We start from the raw sequence: 17,567 nt of genomic DNA, 5'->3' as shown, positions 1-17,567 counted from the left end.
GCTATGATTTGGATGAGAAATCAAGTATAATAAAATGATAAAAAGGAAAGAAGGTTGTTTAATGAAAAAAATACTCTATGGCTCTATGACTGGCTTGGCACTCTTTTTGGTAGCTGGCTGTACATCCAAAACACCCACAGCTGTTTCATCAACAAATGAACAAAAAGAAACAGTAATATCAACTACTGAAACAAGTTCATCCGTACAACAAGAAGCAACGACGACATCAGAGAAGACAAGTGCGGTAGCTGTCTCTTTAGAAAAAGTAACGACAGCATTTGAGAAAAAATATCCAGAAGCTAAAATAACAAGTCTGCAGTTAGATACAGATTTTGGACGTTATTTTTATGAAATAGAAGGCGTGGATCAGCAAAAAGAATATCAAGTTGAAGTGAACGCAGAAACAGGCGAATTCACAAAAGAAAAAGTCGAAACCTTGGATGCCGATGAACAAAATGGCGTTAAAATGCAAGAAGAGGCACTTGATTTAACAAATATCATTTCCAGAGAACAAGCCACAACCTTGGCTGAAAAAGAAGCGAAAGTCGGCCAGGCAACAGATTGGAAGTTAGAGAAAGAATTAGGAATCACTTATTGGGAAGTGAAAGTGAAAGAGGGCCAACAAAAAATAGAGGTAAAAATCGATGCTCATTCTGGTGAAATTTTGACAACTGAGCGGGACAATTAATGGATAAAAAGTAGCTGGCATGCGTTTGAGTAGGAGTTGATTCCCTTAAATGCTGATCAGCTATTTTTTTGCTTGTTCGACAAACGTGTTTTTCTAAAGTCCCTATGGTAAAATAACGATGTATTAGTGGTTGAGAGCGTCAGAACATAGGAGGAAATTTGTTTGGCTAGAAAAATGGATTTACGTATTTGGGTAGAAGGAACAGTCGTCGCAGCAATGGCAATGGCCCTCTCTTTTTTACCGATTGAATTTGCCAATAGTGGCTTGGACCTATCGTTGGGAATGGTCCCATTAGTTCTTTATTCGTTTCGTCGTGGGTTGCTTCCTGGAGTTGCAGCAGGCTTTGTTTGGGGCATGTTAAATATTATTCTCGGTACAGCCATGAAAAATTTCTTGTCCGTTCCGCAGATTATTTTTGAATATCCCTTTGCTTTTGCGTTTGGAGGAATGGGTGGCGTATTCGCTAGAAAAATTCAACTGTATTTTCAAGCGAATCGTTTAAAATCAGCCATTCGTACGATTATTTTAGGAAGTGTTGTCGCAGTCTTCGCCCGCTGGTTTTGGCATTTTTGGGCGGGTGTATTGGTTTGGGGCATGTATGCACCAGAAGGAATGAGCCCATATCTCTATTCCTTTGTTCTAAACGGTACAAGTACCGTCGTCAATTGTTTGTATGTAAGTCTAGTTCTAGGCTTATTGGCAAAAGTAGCACCGCAATTATTTGTTCCTAAGAAATAAGTTGAGTCCTAAGTCAGAAGTTTCATGGGATTTTGACTAAAGTCATAAATAAAAGAAACCACCAACCTGCAATCGCCAGGGTTGGTGGTTTCCATTTATTTTATAAAGACTTCAATATTCTAGTGAATTTGACGTTGGTGACGATTGGCTAACGTGCTGACTTTCATGACAGAGGCAACAGGAATCATGCGCAACTGTTGTTCATCCGTTTGTAAACGAACAACGATATTGTCCGAAATATTTTTTGAGACAATCCAGCCGATCACCGTTTCGAATTTATGCGCTGTAGGGACTTCTTTCAATTGTAAGACCACTAAGGATTTTTGGGCGGCAGCGACTTGGAGCTCTTGTAAAAGCGCACTGCGTTCCTTTTCTTTATTCTTTTGATCTTGAGAATCTTCTAAAAATGCCGAAAAGAAATGTTGGGAAGAGAGCGTAATCAGTTTAGAAATGCTCTTGATGGTAGCTTTATGTTGATCCATTCTTCTGCCTCCTTTACGAATAAAATAGAATAAAACTCAAATGACTAATTACCTGTATTTTACCTAATTTTGTGATAAAATTCAAGAAAATATGTTCGCCTTCAATAATTATGAGAATTTACCAACGTTTCTGTTTTTCGAAAAAGAAAGTAGTATAATGTGTGAGCATATAAGAAATACATAAGATTATCGGATGTAGTCAATAGATAGAAAAGGATGAATAGTATGTCAAAAAAACCATCAGGTTACCAAAAAAAAGTTCTCACGGTGTTGTTGGTATCGTTTGGCTTTGGCGGATTGTTAGCGCAGTTTTCGCCGATGAAATCAGGTGGGTTTTCAAGTTGGTTTGATGATTCATATGTTAAAGCTAGTGCTGAATCAAGTAAAACAAAAGAACCAGCACCAGTTAAAATTGAGAAAAAAGTCAAACCTTTAAGCTATGGACAACAGGTCAATCAAGAAATTGAAAAGAAGCAATATGATGGACATCTGGATTTGCCGTTAGAATTGCAGACAGATGCTAAATGGAAAGACACCGCATACGGATTTGGCAATGTGGATAAGCCGAATACAATCGAAATTAATGGCTGTGCGATTGTGTCGCTTGCAATGGTTGGTTCATACATGGATCACCAAGAAGTTACCCCTCTGGATGTGTTAGCTTGGGCAAAAAATGACTTCTTTATGGAAGGACAAGGGACGGCGTGGTCTATTTTTAGTGCATATGCTGAAATGAAAGGCTATAACTGTCAAGAAATTGGGGATATTGAAACAGTGGCAGCTTTCTTGAAGGAAGGTCATCCAGTCATTATTTCTGTAAAACCGGGCTATTTCACTACAACTGGTCACATTATGGTGATGAGTGGTGTGGATGAAAAAGGCGATTTCTGGATTAATGATCCAAACGATTCAGAAGAAAAGGGCCATTCAAAACGGACATTTACAGCCGAAGAAGTGATGAATGAAGCGTTAAACTTCTGGGCATTTTATTAGGAATAAGAAAAGGTGTGGAACAACAGGCAGTACCCTTTGTTCGCATCTTTTTTAGCAAATAAAAGGAGGCAGTACAATGGAGCGATGTACTTGGGCAACGAATACAACTGAAGAGATGCAAGCCTATCATGATGATGAATGGGGACGTCCAGTTCATGAAGAGCAACAGTTATTTGAGTTATTGACCTTGGAAAGTATGCAAGCGGGCTTAAGCTGGGCGATTATTTTGAATAAACGAGAAACGCTCAGAGCAGCTTATGATGCGTTTGATTATCGGAAAATTGCACGATATGATGAGGAAAAAATTTTAGCTTTACTAGCAAATCCTGGTGTGATTCGTCATCGTTTAAAAATTCAAGCGACCATCACGAATGCGCAAGTTTTTCAAGAAGTTCAGGCAGAATTTGGGTCCTTTGATCGCTACCTCTGGAACTTTGTCGATCAGCAACCAATCGTTAATCACTGGCAGCACCCAGAAGAGGTTCCAGCCTCCACGGAATTATCGCAACAGATTAGTCGAGCGTTAAAAAAACGAGGATTTAAATTTTTAGGTGCCACGACAGTCTATTCCTTTTTACAGGCGGCGGGATTGGTGAATGATCATTTAGAAACGTGTCAGTATAAATAAGTATAGAAGAATTAAAAAGGAAGGAACTAGCAAAACGAATGGCTAGTTCCTTCCTTTTTTTGCAGTGATTATGGACACTCATTTAACATCGTTGAAACAGTTTTCGCCAACTTTTCTATTAAGAATAGTGCAGGTAGTTGGGACGTTACGTCTGCAATGGAACTTTTCTCGGTTGTTATATAGTAGGGGATCGTGACTGTTGAAAGTTGAGCAATCGTGCTTTTTTCACTATTTGTAATAGCAATTACATCAATCCCCATTTCGATAAAATAATCAATATTTTGCCGAACTTTTTGTGTTTCACCCGAAACTGATAAGGCGATAACACCCACTTTTTTAGCCGTTTCTTCGGATAATTTGCTAACGGGATGGGAAAAAAGGTGGGATACAGAAGCAGATAAATTGTAGATACTGGAAAAATAAATTTCACCAAATTCAGCTAGGACTTTGGACGTTCCTTCGCCAATAAAAAGAACAAATTCTTTTTTTGCCAGCAATTCCGCGGCTTGAACAATCCGTCCTTCTAATAATTCTTCTGATGAGCGTTGTAAAAAATGAATCAGCATTGTTTCATCTAAAGATTTTGGTTGGGCTGTTTTTTTTCGTTCGCTTAGATAATTCTTCAATTTAAATTTAAAATCTGTATAGCCTTCACACTCGAATTTTTGACAAAAACGCCAGATTGCCGTTTTACTGAAATGAATTTCATCTGCTAATTCTCGAATTGTCATATAAGGAACTTTTTCAATATTGTGGCTAATATACTTGTAAATCTCTAATTCTGTTGGATTTAATTGTGGATCATAGGTTAAAAACAGCATGCTGATCCCTCCTGTCATTTGTGAACGTAATGTCCTTTTTTAGGGACATGGTCTTATTTGTAGATTATAGCACTCAATCAGAAAACTAGCTATAAAAAAAGGCGCTACTTAGCTACAATCAATTAGAGAAACAACTAAAAATTCATGAAACAGAAGAGAGAGTGGGGAAAAATGAGCAATAAAAAATTAATTATCAACGCTGATGATTTTGGTTACACGCCAGCGGTAACGCAAGGAATCATTGAAGCACACAAACGTGGCGTGGTTACTTCAACAACTGCATTACCAACTTCTCCTTATTTTTTAGAGGCCATGGAGAGTGCTCGAATCAGTGCACCGACTTTAGCTATCGGTGTCCATTTAACATTGACATTGAACCAAGCAAAACCTATTTTACCTCGAGAAATGGTTTCTTCCTTAGTAGATGAAGCTGGTTATTTTTGGCATCAATCGATTTTTGAAGAAAAAGTCAATTTAGAAGAGGTTTATAACGAATGGGATGCTCAAATTATTTCATTTATGAAAAGTGGTAGACGCCCTGATCATATTGATTCTCATCATAACGTTCATGGAAAAAATGAAAAGTTATTAGGTGTGGCTTTGGCACTTGCTCGCAAATATCAATTACCTTTACGTAACGCTTCAAGAAGTATTGAAACAAAAGACTATTTAGAGTTATATCAGGATGTTCGCACGCCAGATGAAATGTTGTACCAATTTTATGACAAAGCGATTTCAACTGAAACCATCTTGCAATTGCTTGATATGGTTGTTTGTAGTGAAGGAGAGGTCTTTGAAATCAATTGTCATCCTGCGTTTATCGATACTATTTTACAAAAGCAATCAGGGTATTGTATGCCTCGAATTCGTGAAGTGGAAATATTAACGTCTCAAGAAGTCAAAGAAGCGATTGAAGAACGCGGCATCTTGTTAGCCAATTATGAATCGCTAGCAATGTAAATCAAAGAAGCGTGAATAGCGTGTGAGTAAGTTCTTAATCAGAGCGCCTACTTACACGCTAAATTATTGAAAGAAAGAGGACGTACATGAGTAAAGAACAACCAATAAATCTGAATATCAGCGATTTTTTAAAAGTTTTCGCTGTAGCATCAGTTATTTTACAAACGGTTTTATCATATGTGTTGACACATTCTCCGCAAACGGAAGCAATGAATTCAATCGGTAGTTTTTACCGAATGTCTAAATATTCGGCACCCATGTTTATTTTTGCAATTATTTACAACATGGTGTTAAAGAGTCAAGCTGAATCGTATCTTGAATTTTTAAAGGAAAAATTTTATGAATTGGTGCTTCCTTATGTGGTCTGGTCCAGTCTCTATCTATATGCTTTTCCTAGTTTACAACAACGAATGCCCTATGAAACGCCCCTAGGATTTCTAGGAAAAGTTCTCAGTGGTGATGGCGCGGCACATCTATGGTATGCCGTAATGATGTTGCAATTCCAATTATTTATGCCGTATTTTATTTGGTTGGCAACCAGAATTACAAAAAACAAAAAAGTGATTTTACCAATTGTCTTTTTTACAATCGGTGCGCATATCCTTTGGTGCTTCTGGTACCAGAAAATGATTTTTCCATATGCAGAAACTTCTCTTTGGTACTTAATAGATCGTTCAGGGCTTAGTTATCTCATTTATGGTATTTTCGGGGTCATCGCAGCGAAGTATCAGGGGGGAATTTTTACTTTCTTGAAAAAGACGAGAGTGGTGCTATTTCTGTTGTTTCTTTTTATTTTTTGGCAGGCAGTCCAAGGGAATTTATTTGATGGAACACAGATGACACCGAACGATCTACCTTATTTGGATCCTCTTCAAAGTGCCTATAGTTTACTGATTATCGGGTTGGTTTTTTATTTGGGAACGCAAGGAATAGCCAAAAAGATTCGTCTTTTACCAATGGTTAAATGGATAGCCACTTATGCGTATCGCAGTTATTTAGCGAATGTTTTTATTTTTCAAGTGGTCTTGAAACTGGTCCACCCGTTTTTAACCAATCAACCAGTCAGCTTGGTTATTCTTGTGTTGTATATGGGTACATTTGTTGGCTCATTTGGGTTAACGGTTGTAATCGAGCATTTTTTCAAAAGCATATTTAAGTTGGGACGCCTTGTATCTGTATAGGGACATGTTCTTAAATAGAAATCATCGTCCAAAATCATGGGAAAGCATACTCAATTGTCACAAGAATTGTTACACTCTTTGAGGAATAAGTTCTGCTTATCCAATTAAATAGTAAGTTCAGTAAATAGTTAGGGGAGAAAGAATAAATGATAGGTCTTATTTTAACGGGACATGGAGTATTTTCAACTGGAATGCATCAATCAGTTAGTATGATTGCAGGAGAACAACCAAATATTCAGGCGGTCCCTTTTTTCAATGATACAGGGCTTGATGTATTAGAGTCAAACATCCGTAAAGCCGTTGACTCTATGCTGGAGGCGTGTCCAGCAGTGGTCATTTTAACTGATCTTTTAGGTGGCACACCGTTTAGAATTTCAATGACTGTCGCAAGTAATTATCCAAATGTTGAAGTGCTAGCAGGAACAAATTTACCGATGGTTCTTGAAGGGCTTGCATTACGCACAATCAGCACGAACGTAGAAGATTTTGTTTCAATGGTCACAGATTCAGCCAGAGACGGGATTGTTCATAAAAAACTAGAACAACCACAAGCAAATGCTCAAGAAGAAGCAGACGGAATCTAACCAATTAGAAAAGAGGAGGAAGCACTATGCCGAATATTTTATTAACAAGAATTGATAATCGCTTGATTCATGGTCAAGTCGCAACACAATGGAACGGTTCTTTAGGCGCCAACTTAATTTTAGTCGCAAATGATGCAATTTCTGAGGATACAATGCGCCAACAATTGTTAAACATGGCGGCCCCTGCAGAAGTACAAACCCGTTTTTTCTCCATTAAGAAAACGATTGAGGTCATTCATAAAGCCTCAGAAAGACAAAAGATTTTTCTGTTAGTTGATAATCCTGTTGATGCATTGCGCTTGGTAGAAGGTGGTGTGCCAATCGAAAAATTAAACATTGGTAATATGCATATGGAAGAAGGCAAAAAACAAGTAGCTACCGCTGTTGCGGTTAATAAAACAGATGTAGACGCCTTTAAAAAGCTACAAGAATTAGGTGTTAAACTTTCGATTCAACGTGTACCGTCAACGCCAGAAGAAAGTTTAGATGCATTATTTTCATAAAAAAGTAATGTTGGACAATAATTTTGAAGAGAAGAAGTGGGAAGAATGATTATTCAAAGTAAAAACGTATGGATTAACGAACAATTTCAACCAGCTCAAGTTGAAGTGTCAGAACAACGAATTGTTGCAATTCTACCGTACAATGAAAAAGCTGTCGACAAAGAATACGGAGAAAATCGCATTCTTCCAGGATTTATTGATATTCATGATCATGGTTGGCATGGTGGGGATGCCAATCATGCCAATCATGAATTTATCAAAGAGTGGCAAGCTTACCTTCCAGAAGAAGGGATTACAGCTTTTTTACCAACAACGTCAACCACATTTCCAAAAGACTTGGAACATTCATTTGAAGTGATTGGTTCATTTATTGAGGAAGACCAAGGAACCAACGGGGCACAAATCTTAGGGATTCATGCGGAAGGCCCAATGATTTCTGAAGAATTTCGTGGCTCTCATAATCCAGAGTTATTAGTAAAACCATCCGTTGAGACATTTAAAAAATGGCAAGAGTTAGCAAAAGGGCACATAAAATTAATGACGTTGGCACCAGAAAATGATGTAGAGAATGCCTTGACTACATATTGTCATGAACATGATGTAGTCATTTCAATTGGCCATACGGCTGCAACCTATGAACAAGCAATGGCAGCTGTCGAAGCAGGTGCAAAAAGTTTTACCCATACGTTTAATGGAATGGAAGATATCAGTCACCGGAAACCAACCGCAGTAGTTGCTGCTTTGGATAGTGAGGAAACGTTTGCTGAAATTATTGCTGATGGGGTACATGTTGATTATTCATTAGTACGTGTGTTAGCCAAACTAAAAGGCAAGGACTATTTAATTGCTGTGACAGATTCTATCTGGGCCAAAGGGTGTCAACCAGGCGTTTATCCAAAACCAGAAAAAGGGATCGAAATGGTTATTGATGAACAAAATGTGGTCCGTTTAGCCAATGGCAAGTTAGCTGGAAGTACGAACCATTTAAATAATATGGTTCGCAACCTTGTTGAAAAAGCATTACTTCCAGAAGTGATTGCTATTAATTCAGTCACGAAAAATCCAGCTCGTTTGTTGAATGTGAACGAATCTATGGGAGAAATCAAACTAGGGCTTTTAGGTAATTTTACAATTATTGATGAGAAATACGAAGTGCTAGAAACCTTAGTAAATGGTGAAACAGTTTATAAAAAGTAGACGAAGTCTAATAGGAGGAAAAAAATGTTAGTACAGGCAATTTTGGTAGGAATTTGGGCTGGGATAGCAGGGGTTGATAAGCTTGTCTTACAGACACATATTCATCGTCCGATTGTTACAGGGCTGATTGTTGGTTTAATATTGGGAGATGTCAACACAGGGTTAATCACTGGAGCAACGCTAGAGTTAGTTTGGATTGGTGCAGTAGCAATCGGCGGTGCGCAACCACCCAACGTAGTAATTGGGGGAGTTATTGGAACAGCGTTAGCAATTATCACAAAATCTGACCCACAAGTGACCGTAGGTTTGGCTGTTCCTTTCGCAGTTGCAGCGCAAGCGTTAATTACCTTGTTATATACAGCGATGTCACCAATTATGCATAAATTTGATGCTTATGCAAAAAAAGCAGATACAAGAGGCATCGAAAGAATGTCTAGTTTTTTACCAATCGTTTTATTCATTTGTTATTTTTTTGTAGTGTTTTTATGTATTTTCTTTGGTGCTGATAAAGCATCTAGTTTCATTTCTATTCTACCCGAATGGAGTATTCATGGCTTGAGCGTTGCAGGTGGTATGATGCCAGCAGTAGGTTTCGCCATGTTATTAAAAACGATGTGGGAAACATCCTACGTGCCGTTCTTTATTTTTGGGTTTGTTATGGCTGCCTATTTAGGATTAGATACATTAGCGGTTGCAGGTTTAGCTGTCGCAATTGCTTTATATGAATTTTACGCACAAAGAAATAATACAGTCACTGCATCAAATAATAATGGAGGGTTTGAAGAAGATGGCATCTGAAGAAACATATAATGATATGATATCCGAAAAAGTAATAACAAAAAAAGAGTTAAAAAAAATAATGTTCCGTTCGTATCTGCTACAATCTTCATTTAATTATGAAAGAATGCAAGCAGGCGGCTGGACCTACTCATTAATTCCAGGATTGAAAAAGATTCATCGTGATAAAGAAGACTTAGCTCTTTCTTTGGAAAATCATTTACAATTTATGAACACGAATCCACAATTGGTGACGTTCATGCATGGTGTGATTATTGCAATGGAAGAGTCAAAAGAATCACCAAAATCCATTCAAGCGATTAAAACAGCGTTGATGGGCCCGTTAGGCGGAATTGGGGATGCGCTATTTTATTTAACCGTTTTACCGATTGCAGCAGCGATTGGTTCACAATTATCATTAGAAGGCAATATCTTAGGACCAATTGTTTTCTTGTTGTTATTTAATATTCCGTATATGGCTGCCAAAATTGGGTTAATTAATCTAGGTTATAAAATGGGCGTCAAAGCAATTTCAGTTTTAAGCGAAAGTACTAAAAAATTATCTCGTTCAGCAACAATTGTAGGAATTTCCGTGGTGGGCGCGTTGATTCCGAAGAGTGTACAATTAACGACAACTTTTGTTTTTCGCTTGAAAGATACTAAGTTAGACCTTCAAACACAATTGTTTGATACAATCATGCCCAATTTATTACCGTTAGTGTTTACGCTGTTTTGTTTTATTATGTTGAAAAAAGGACGCACGCCGATTGCTTTAATTATTTTTACTGTGATTTTTGGGTTGTTAGGTTCTTTAATCGGGATTATATAAAAAAGATTTGGAACAATAGCCAAAATCGCTATTGTTCCAAATCTTTTTCTAAATTTAATCGAGTGATTATTCTTTATACGCCCACTTGAAGTCGTATTTAGCACCTGTTGGATGATAAATAATTTCTTTCACGTTTGGTGCACGTAAGTGTGATTCTGCTTTTTGGTAAATTGGCACAACACCCATATCAGCAATTACTGTTTTTTCAGCGTTGATTAGATCTTCCCAGCGTTTTTCAGGATCGTTAACATCTGTGGTTTTGGACGCAGCAATGAATTTATCGTATTCAGGATTGCTGTAACGTCCACGGTTATTAGAAGTTGAGCTTTCTAATAAATCTAAGAAGTTAATTGGGTCTGAATAGTCGGCACTCCAACCACGAACAGCGATTTGGAAATCCCCTTTTAAGGTACGATCTAAGCGAACAGCCATAGGGACAGGCGTCACAGTTACTTTTAAGCCTTCCAAAGTATCAGATAGTGATCCTTGAAGATATTCGCCCATTTTTTTAGCGCCTTCAGAGTCGTCTACCATTAAATCAACCGTTAAGTTGGAAACACCAAGTTCTTGTTTCGCTTTGTTCCAGTATTCCACAGCTTTTTTCTTGTCGTATTTGACTAATTTGTCACTACCAGCTTCTTTAACAAAGTCTTCACCCGTTTTTGGTGATTTCGCGACATCCACAGGGACGAAGCCTTGTGAAGGAAGAGAGCCATTGGCTAAAATGTTTTTAGCTAATGAATCGCGATCGATGGCATAAGACATAGCACGACGTAAATTTGCGTTGGTCAATGGTGATTTTTCATCTGCTTGATTCATTTCTAAATAGAAAGAAGAAGCGGCTTTCAATTGGACCAAGTCAGGCGAGTTTTGCATTTGTTGGGCCAGTTCGCCAGATAAATACGTATCATCCACTTCACCAGTTTCATAAAGATTTAAGGCAGTTGGGGCTTCTTTCACCACGTTGATAGCGACTTTATCTAACTTGACAGTCTCTTTGTCCCAATATTCTTCATTTTTAGTTAGAGACCATTTAGTATCTGTTCCGGGACCATCAAACTCAGTTAGCGTAAACGGACCATTGTAGACTGCTTTATCGCTACTCTTTGTATAATCTTTACCAAAACGTTCAACGATATCTTGACGTTGCGGCAAGAAAGAAGGGAAAGCCAATAAATCGTCAAAATATGGTGTTGCTGTTTCTAAAGTGATTTCTAATTCATGATCATTGATTGCTTTAATGCCCAATTCTTCTTTAGGTAGTTCCCCTTTAGAAATTTTTTCAGCATTTTTTACTGGTTCAAACATGTAGGCATATTCTGAAGCAGTAGCAGGAGCCACTGTTCGTTGCCAACCGTAAACGTAATCTGCAGCAGTAACTGGTTTGCCATCAGACCATTTTGATTCTTCACGTAATTTAACTTTGTAAACTAAACCGTCTTCTGAAACAGTCGCTTTTTCGGCTGCACCAGCAGGCGCGGGTTTGTTGTCTTTATCTAAACGATAGATTCCTTCGTAGACATTATTTAAAGTGGTAAAACTCACTTCATCTGTCGCAAGGGACGGATCGGCACTAGGCATTTCTTGGGATTCAACCATTGTGTATACTTGGTTGTCGCTGCCGCCGTTGCTTGCTCCTTTATCGTCACTGCCACCGCCGCAGGCCGCTAAAGCTAAGCTTGATAATACAAGTAATGAAGTAAATAAAACAGATTTCTTCATTTGACACGCTCCTTTTCATTTTTAGCAATACTCTCAGTATAATGTAAAAATGAAAAGGAGAAATTAAAAAATCGTTAGAAATGATTATTCTTTTATCAATTTTTAAAAAATGTCTAATCTTTTTTATGGAAAAAGTGGACAAACGTTGATAAGTAAAGATTTGAGGTGATTTCCATACAGAAAACATTCGATTTTTGAGTATTTATTCATCATTGATTTGATTTTTTTGACATAAAATAAACATCCCTTTTACAAAAAACAAATGAGAAGAAAAAAAGATTGTTACAAAAGCAAATAAGTGCTTTTGTAACAATCTTTTTAATCTTTTAATCGTTGGATGTCAATGACAGTTCCTGTGTAGGCATCTGCAGTGAATTCGTATTGAACAATGCCGTCGTCTTCAATGCGGCAAATTCCTCCAGTATATGTTTTGGAGTGGATGGCGAATTTCCGCAAGGGCTTTTTCTCAAATTCAATCCACGAACCTTCAATCGGTCCTTCTTTTAAAAAAGCAGCTTTTACATTTTCTAAGACGAGATCAGCGGAGATTGTTTTTTTCTTATGGTAGAACAAGGTTGAGGCAATGCCGCCTACTAAACCAAGACCAACGCCTAGCGCTAAGCCGCCTTTAAAGTATGTCAACTCATTTTCTTCGTTCATTTGTATGACCTCCCTTGGTCGGTTTCTGCTTACTATTACTTTTGTCAGTATCACTCTTATTTTACCATAGAGAAGGGGCCGCTGAGAAATAAAAAAAGTTTTTCAATCATTCTTTTAGGGCATTCTCATTGTCACGTTTAAAAAGAGAAAGCGATGTGCATTTTCTAGTATTTGCGTTATAATAAGAGTGAAATCATATGAAAGGAGTACCTATTTTTATCGACAGGATAAAGTGACTTTTTAGAGAAAAAGTGACGCTTGGTTGGCGTAATTTCCAACAAATCAAAAGCAATAGGACATACATCTATGGAAGAAAAAACATTTCAACGAATCAAGGAATTAACTGAATTACAAGGAACCAGCGGATTTGAAGACGACATTCGCGCGTACATGAAAGAACATATCACCCCATTAGTGGACGATGTCCAATATGATGGTTTAGGTGGTATTTTTGGGATTAAACGTTCAAAAGTGGAAGCAGCGCCACGCGTAATGGTAGCAGCTCACATGGACGAAGTTGGCTTCATGTTAACTCAAATTAACGATAATGGTTTATTCCAAGTGGTTCCTTTAGGTGGCTGGAATCCCTATGTTGTTTCAGCACAACGTTTTACGTTAAAAACAAGTAAAGGGAACTATCCATGTATTTCTTCATCTATTCCGCCACACTTGTTGCGTGGTACGAGTGGTCAAAAACAATTAGAAGTCTCTGATGTGTTATTTGATGCAGGATTCTCTTCAAAAGAAGAAGCTGAAAGCTTTGGCGTTCGTCCAGGGGATTCCATTGTTCCACAAACAGAAACGATTAAAACAGCCAATGGCAAAAATATTATCAGTAAATCATGGGATAACCGCTATGGTTGTACGTTGGTATTAGATGCATTGGAAACGTTACAAAATGAAGAATTAGGCCACACATTAATTGCTGGAGCAAACGTACAAGAAGAAGTTGGTTTACGTGGTTCTAAACCATCTGTTCATAAATTTAATCCAGATATCTTCTTTGCGGTGGATTGTTCAGCGGCAGATGATATTCACACGAAAAAAGGGACATATGGTCATTTAGGTGAAGGAACGTTATTACGGATTTTCGACCCAGGTTTAATCACATTGCCTCGCTTGCGTGAATATTTATTGGATACAGCAGCGACACACAATATTCCGTATCAATATTTTGTTTCTAAAGGCGGAACGGATGCTGGGGCAGCGCACACAACTAATAATGGTGTACCAAGTACAGTCATCGGCGTTTGTGGTCGTTACATCCATACGCATCAAACAATGTTTAGTATTGCGGATTATGAAGCAGCGCGGGAAATGTTGTTACAAGCATTACGTGGCTTGGATAAATCAACAGTTAATACAATTGTTTACGGAAAGTAGAGGATGTTTAAATGATTTATCCCAATTCATTAGAAGAACTAGCAACTTATGTTGAAAAAGGTAAAAATGTTTTCTTCTTTACTGCTGATTGGTGCGGAGACTGTCGTTTCATTAAACCAGTCATGCCTGAAATTGAAGAAGCATTTCCAGCGTTTCAATTTATCGAAGTTGACCGTGATCAGTTTATTAACGTGGCTGCCGAGTGGAATATTTTTGGTATTCCGAGTTTTGTCGTAATTGAAAACGGTCAAGAGTTAGGACGCTTAGTAAACAAAGACCGAAAAACAAAAGAAGAAATCAGTGCATTTTTAACTAGCTTAGGCTAATTTTCATGAACCAGAGGAACCATTAAATTAAGAGAGAATCAGCTGGACAAAAGGGCGTTCTGCGCAAGGGTCCTAAATTCATTTTTGACTCTAGTTTCTTAGTCAAAGAAGCCTTTTAGATCAGCCTCCATCGGGAAGGTGACGAAAATGGAAGAACAAATGTATAAAAATATTCTTGTCGGCGTAGACGGTAGTGATCAAGCCAATTTAGCTTATGAACGTGCAATTGAGGTTGCTCGTCGAAACGGAAGCCGAGTCATTGTTGCAAATATTTTAGAAAATCAAGTGTATACAATGATGGGGTATTCGACGTTAAATGATCAATTAATTGATCAAGAAACAGCCGCTGCGGAAGAATTAATGGCCGATTGTAAAAAGTATGCTGAAAGCGTTGATTTTCATAATGTTGAAACAGTTACCATGTTTGGTTCACCCAAAGAAGTCATGAGTCATGAATTACCTGAAAAATACAATGTTGATTTAATTATGGTGGGACAATCAGGATTAAACGCAGTCGAACGTGTGGTCATGGGAAGCGTCAGTAGCTACATTATTCGTCAAGCCCCTTGCGATGTCTTAATTGTTCACTCTGAAGAAAAATAAGTAAAAAGAGAATGTCAAGAAAGGAAACTCTTTCTTGACATTCTCTTTTTTATTTGCTATTTTTAAGACGTATTAAGACGTATTAAAATGAGGTGTATGATTAATGGATAAATTAGAATCAAATAAAAAAGCACCGCTTTATCAACAATTATACGATGCTATTTTAAATAAAGTTAGAAGTGGTGAATATCAAGTAGGAGAAAAAATCCCTTCAGAAGAACAATTGATGGCCATTTACGGAGTGAGCCGAGTAACCGTTCGTAATGCGATTAAACAATTAGTTGATGAAAATATTTTAATTAAACGGCATGGAAAAGGGACATTTGTTTCAATGCCATCCTATGTTGAGAGCATGACAGCTGGTGGGAGTTTTACTGAGTCAGGTTTAAAAATGAATCGTAAACCAACAACTAAGATCATATCAATTTGTTTGAAAAAAGCAACAGGGCATGTTGCAGAAGCATTGGGTGTTGAAAAAGCGACAGAAGTTATTGTTATTGAGCGCCTCCGTTCGTTAGATAACATGCCTGCAATTTTCGAGATTGATTATTTTAGAAAAGAAGATCAGTTTATGTTGGACTTAGAATTAACAGATACTTCATTATTAGATATTTTACGGCAATATAGAGGAGTAATTGCTAGCTATTTTGATAATATCATTGAAATTGCCTTGGCCGATGAAAAGTTGGCAGAAGCATTAGCGATTAGTGAAGAAGAAGCGTTGGTCAAAATTAATCAAACAGTTGTGGATAATGATAATCAAATTTTATATTTTAATGAGCAATATATCCGTAGCGAATCCTACAAAGTAGCCATTCGTTCATATAATAAATAAAGGAGGTTTATGAAATGAGAAGGTTTTACATTGCTTCACATGGTGATTTTTCTAAGGGGATTAAACACTCGTTAGAAATGATTGCGGGACACTCTGCAGCTGCCGTTCATACATATAGTCTGTATCCAGGTGAAAGTGCAGTTGATTTTTTTGGAGAGTTAAAAAAGAAAGCCGAACAAGCGCCAGAAGATGAATTTATCCTCATGGGTGATTTATTTGGTGCAAGTGTGGTTACAGCTATGATGGGGCTAACTGTACTTGAAAATGTAATCGTTTTCTCTGGCGTTAATTTGAATTTGGCACTAGAGCTTATGCTAGCAGGTTCAGAAAAATTAACAGATGAAAAGATTCAGGTAATTATTCGAAATGCACGACAAGGAATTCAACGCGTTCATATCGAAGAGATAGAAAATGATGATTTCTAGGAGGGGTATTAATGAAGAAAAAAGCTGATTTTTTAGAGCTGTTTGCTGTTGAAAAACCAATTATTGGGGTGATTCATTTAAAAGGTAAAACAGATCAAGAGATTCAAGAGCGAGCAAAAAAAGAGATTCAAATTTACAGTGAACATGGGATAGATGCAATTTTGATGGAGAACTATTATGGGGATTATGTTCAGCTAGAAAAAGCGCTCCAATATGTTACTTCATTAGATTTACCGATTCCTATTGGTGTAAATGTGTTAAATGTTGACCCATTAGGTTTTCATTTAGCCAATAAATATCATTTACAATTTTTACAGATTGATTCTGTGGTTGGTCATGTGAAACCGCGGGATGAAGCATCCTTACAAGCTTTTTTTGATTTATATCGTGCAAAAACAACAGCAAAATTAATTGGTGGCGTGCGCTTCAAATATCAACCAATGTTGTCTGAAAAATCAGTCGAAGAAGATTTGAAAATTGCACAGCAACGTTGTGATGCTATTGCAGTGACAGAAAATGCAACGGGTGAAGAGACATCAATAGAAAAGATTAAGTTGTTTAGAAAACAATTACCTGAGTTTCCGTTAATTGTCGCAGCGGGGTTAAATGACAAGAATGTGAAAGAACAATTGGCGATTTGCGATGCAGCAATTGTAGGGAGTAACTTCAAAGATACAAGAAAAGATACGGGAGATATTTATGCTCCTTATGTTGATTCGTTTATGAAAATTGTGAAAGAACTGAGAGGTGAATAAGGATGATTAAAATGACAAGAGTGGACCATCGGTTGATTCATGGTCAGGTCGGGTTTACTTGGACAAAATTTTTAGAAGCAGATTGTATTTTGATTGCTAGTAATACGTTGGTTGAGGATCCATTAAGAATGAGCGCTATGAAAATGGCAAAACCTTCAGGTGTTAAATTAGTTATGAAAACGATTGATGATTCAATTAAGGCGTTAAATTCTGGGGTGACAGATAAATATAAACTATTTATTTTATGTGAATCAGTTGCTGATATGTATCAATTGGTCAAAGAAGTGCCAACAATTAAGGAAGTTAATTTAGGTGGAATGAAAAATGGGGAAACGCGCAAACAAATTTCAAAAGCTGTTCATTTATCAGAAACCGACATTGCACAAATTAAAGAACTAACTAATGAAGGAATCGAATTAACCGTTCAATTAGTCCCTGACGATCAAAAGGTTGCTATAAACAAGTTATTAAATTAAA

Annotated in this window: 22 protein-coding genes; 18 read left to right on the top strand and 4 right to left on the bottom strand. The window is 37.4% G+C overall.

What is annotated here, in order from left to right; genetic code table 11:
• The first annotated feature begins 34 nt into the window (after positions 1-34).
• Both AB3I34_RS12275 and thiT read left to right on the top strand, forming a co-directional pair.
• Positions 35-688, top strand: a complete 654-nt coding sequence (locus tag AB3I34_RS12275; protein ID WP_002398897.1) for a PepSY domain-containing protein — start codon at positions 35-37, stop codon at positions 686-688.
• A gap of 162 nt (positions 689-850) precedes the next feature.
• Entirely contained in the window at positions 851-1,426 is a 576-nt protein-coding gene (gene thiT, locus AB3I34_RS12270) for an energy-coupled thiamine transporter ThiT (protein WP_002354998.1), read from the top strand.
• A 119-nt stretch (positions 1,427-1,545) separates the two neighbouring features.
• On the opposite strand, the gene AB3I34_RS12265 is transcribed toward thiT, so the two are convergent.
• A complete protein-coding gene (locus AB3I34_RS12265; RefSeq protein WP_002354999.1) occupies positions 1,546-1,908 on the bottom strand; it encodes a hypothetical protein in 363 nt (120 codons plus the stop codon).
• Between the two features lie 216 nt (positions 1,909-2,124).
• Between AB3I34_RS12265 and AB3I34_RS12260 the strand changes: the two genes are divergently transcribed.
• Together AB3I34_RS12260 and AB3I34_RS12255 are read left to right on the top strand one after the other, a co-directional pair.
• Positions 2,125-2,901: a peptidase C39 family protein gene (locus tag AB3I34_RS12260; RefSeq protein ID WP_002372856.1), complete on the top strand. Its 777-nt coding sequence runs from the start codon at positions 2,125-2,127 to the stop codon at positions 2,899-2,901.
• 76 nt (positions 2,902-2,977) lie between these two features.
• A complete protein-coding gene (locus AB3I34_RS12255; protein WP_002378947.1) occupies positions 2,978-3,529 on the top strand; it encodes a DNA-3-methyladenine glycosylase I in 552 nt (183 codons plus the stop codon).
• Positions 3,530-3,597: 68 nt separating this feature from the next.
• Here AB3I34_RS12255 and AB3I34_RS12250 read toward each other — a convergent pair whose 3' ends face one another.
• Positions 3,598-4,350 (bottom strand): MurR/RpiR family transcriptional regulator, encoded by a 753-nt coding sequence (locus AB3I34_RS12250; RefSeq protein ID WP_002365331.1) that lies wholly within the window; start codon positions 4,348-4,350, stop codon positions 3,598-3,600.
• 144 nt (positions 4,351-4,494) lie between these two features.
• Here AB3I34_RS12250 and AB3I34_RS12245 point away from each other — a divergent pair, with 144 nt between their 5' ends.
• The 7 genes from AB3I34_RS12245 (at position 4,495) to AB3I34_RS12215 (ending at position 10,381) form a co-directional block, all read left to right on the top strand.
• Entirely contained in the window at positions 4,495-5,310 is an 816-nt protein-coding gene (locus tag AB3I34_RS12245) for a carbohydrate deacetylase (protein WP_162784116.1), read from the top strand.
• A gap of 86 nt (positions 5,311-5,396) precedes the next feature.
• The gene (locus AB3I34_RS12240; RefSeq protein ID WP_002370074.1) at positions 5,397-6,491 is read left to right on the top strand and encodes an acyltransferase; all 1,095 of its coding nucleotides are present in this window, start codon (positions 5,397-5,399) and stop codon (positions 6,489-6,491) included.
• A gap of 146 nt (positions 6,492-6,637) precedes the next feature.
• Entirely contained in the window at positions 6,638-7,075 is a 438-nt protein-coding gene (locus AB3I34_RS12235) for a PTS sugar transporter subunit IIA (RefSeq protein WP_081115800.1), read from the top strand.
• A gap of 26 nt (positions 7,076-7,101) precedes the next feature.
• Positions 7,102-7,578 (top strand): PTS N-acetylgalactosamine transporter subunit IIB, encoded by a 477-nt coding sequence (gene agaV, locus AB3I34_RS12230; RefSeq protein ID WP_002355007.1) that lies wholly within the window; start codon positions 7,102-7,104, stop codon positions 7,576-7,578.
• A 45-nt stretch (positions 7,579-7,623) separates the two neighbouring features.
• Positions 7,624-8,775, top strand: coding sequence for an N-acetylglucosamine-6-phosphate deacetylase (gene nagA / locus AB3I34_RS12225; protein WP_002409180.1), 1,152 nt, complete (start codon positions 7,624-7,626; stop codon positions 8,773-8,775).
• Between the two features lie 24 nt (positions 8,776-8,799).
• The gene (gene agaW, locus AB3I34_RS12220) at positions 8,800-9,573 is read left to right on the top strand and encodes a PTS N-acetylgalactosamine transporter subunit IIC (RefSeq protein ID WP_002365326.1); all 774 of its coding nucleotides are present in this window, start codon (positions 8,800-8,802) and stop codon (positions 9,571-9,573) included.
• Positions 9,545-10,381, top strand: a complete 837-nt coding sequence (locus tag AB3I34_RS12215) for a PTS system mannose/fructose/sorbose family transporter subunit IID (RefSeq protein WP_002387358.1) — start codon at positions 9,545-9,547, stop codon at positions 10,379-10,381. Before agaW ends, AB3I34_RS12215 begins: the two co-directional genes overlap by 29 nt.
• 66 nt (positions 10,382-10,447) lie before the next feature.
• Here AB3I34_RS12215 and AB3I34_RS12210 read toward each other — a convergent pair whose 3' ends face one another.
• A complete protein-coding gene (locus AB3I34_RS12210; protein ID WP_085444061.1) occupies positions 10,448-12,103 on the bottom strand; it encodes a peptide ABC transporter substrate-binding protein in 1,656 nt (551 codons plus the stop codon).
• A 318-nt stretch (positions 12,104-12,421) separates the two neighbouring features.
• A complete protein-coding gene (locus AB3I34_RS12205; RefSeq protein ID WP_002355012.1) occupies positions 12,422-12,763 on the bottom strand; it encodes a PepSY domain-containing protein in 342 nt (113 codons plus the stop codon).
• A gap of 306 nt (positions 12,764-13,069) precedes the next feature.
• Here AB3I34_RS12205 and pepA point away from each other — a divergent pair, with 306 nt between their 5' ends.
• The 7 genes from pepA to AB3I34_RS12170 all read left to right on the top strand — a co-directional run bounded on the left by pepA (position 13,070) and on the right by AB3I34_RS12170 (position 17,566).
• Positions 13,070-14,146 carry a glutamyl aminopeptidase gene (gene pepA / locus AB3I34_RS12200; RefSeq protein WP_002355013.1) on the top strand — a complete coding sequence of 359 codons (1,077 nt, stop codon included), beginning with the start codon at positions 13,070-13,072 and terminating at the stop codon, positions 14,144-14,146.
• A gap of 11 nt (positions 14,147-14,157) precedes the next feature.
• Positions 14,158-14,472 carry a thioredoxin family protein gene (locus tag AB3I34_RS12195; protein ID WP_085444060.1) on the top strand — a complete coding sequence of 105 codons (315 nt, stop codon included), beginning with the start codon at positions 14,158-14,160 and terminating at the stop codon, positions 14,470-14,472.
• Positions 14,473-14,619: 147 nt separating this feature from the next.
• Positions 14,620-15,075: a universal stress protein gene (locus AB3I34_RS12190; protein ID WP_002385249.1), complete on the top strand. Its 456-nt coding sequence runs from the start codon at positions 14,620-14,622 to the stop codon at positions 15,073-15,075.
• Between the two features lie 103 nt (positions 15,076-15,178).
• Positions 15,179-15,910 (top strand): GntR family transcriptional regulator, encoded by a 732-nt coding sequence (locus AB3I34_RS12185; protein ID WP_002359083.1) that lies wholly within the window; start codon positions 15,179-15,181, stop codon positions 15,908-15,910.
• Between the two features lie 14 nt (positions 15,911-15,924).
• A complete protein-coding gene (locus tag AB3I34_RS12180) occupies positions 15,925-16,335 on the top strand; it encodes a PTS sugar transporter subunit IIA (protein WP_002359084.1) in 411 nt (136 codons plus the stop codon).
• An 11-nt stretch (positions 16,336-16,346) separates the two neighbouring features.
• Positions 16,347-17,090, top strand: a complete 744-nt coding sequence (locus AB3I34_RS12175) for a BtpA/SgcQ family protein (protein WP_002359086.1) — start codon at positions 16,347-16,349, stop codon at positions 17,088-17,090.
• A 2-nt stretch (positions 17,091-17,092) separates the two neighbouring features.
• Positions 17,093-17,566 (top strand): PTS sugar transporter subunit IIB, encoded by a 474-nt coding sequence (locus tag AB3I34_RS12170; RefSeq protein WP_002359087.1) that lies wholly within the window; start codon positions 17,093-17,095, stop codon positions 17,564-17,566.
• Position 17,567 lies beyond the last annotated feature (1 nt).

The sequence above is a fragment of the Enterococcus sp. C102(2024) genome (assembly GCF_040888205.1).
GTDB lineage: Bacteria > Bacillota > Bacilli > Lactobacillales > Enterococcaceae > Enterococcus > Enterococcus faecalis.
The sequence above is the reverse complement of the archived record's forward strand: the minus strand, read 5'-3'. Positions and strand labels throughout refer to the sequence as shown.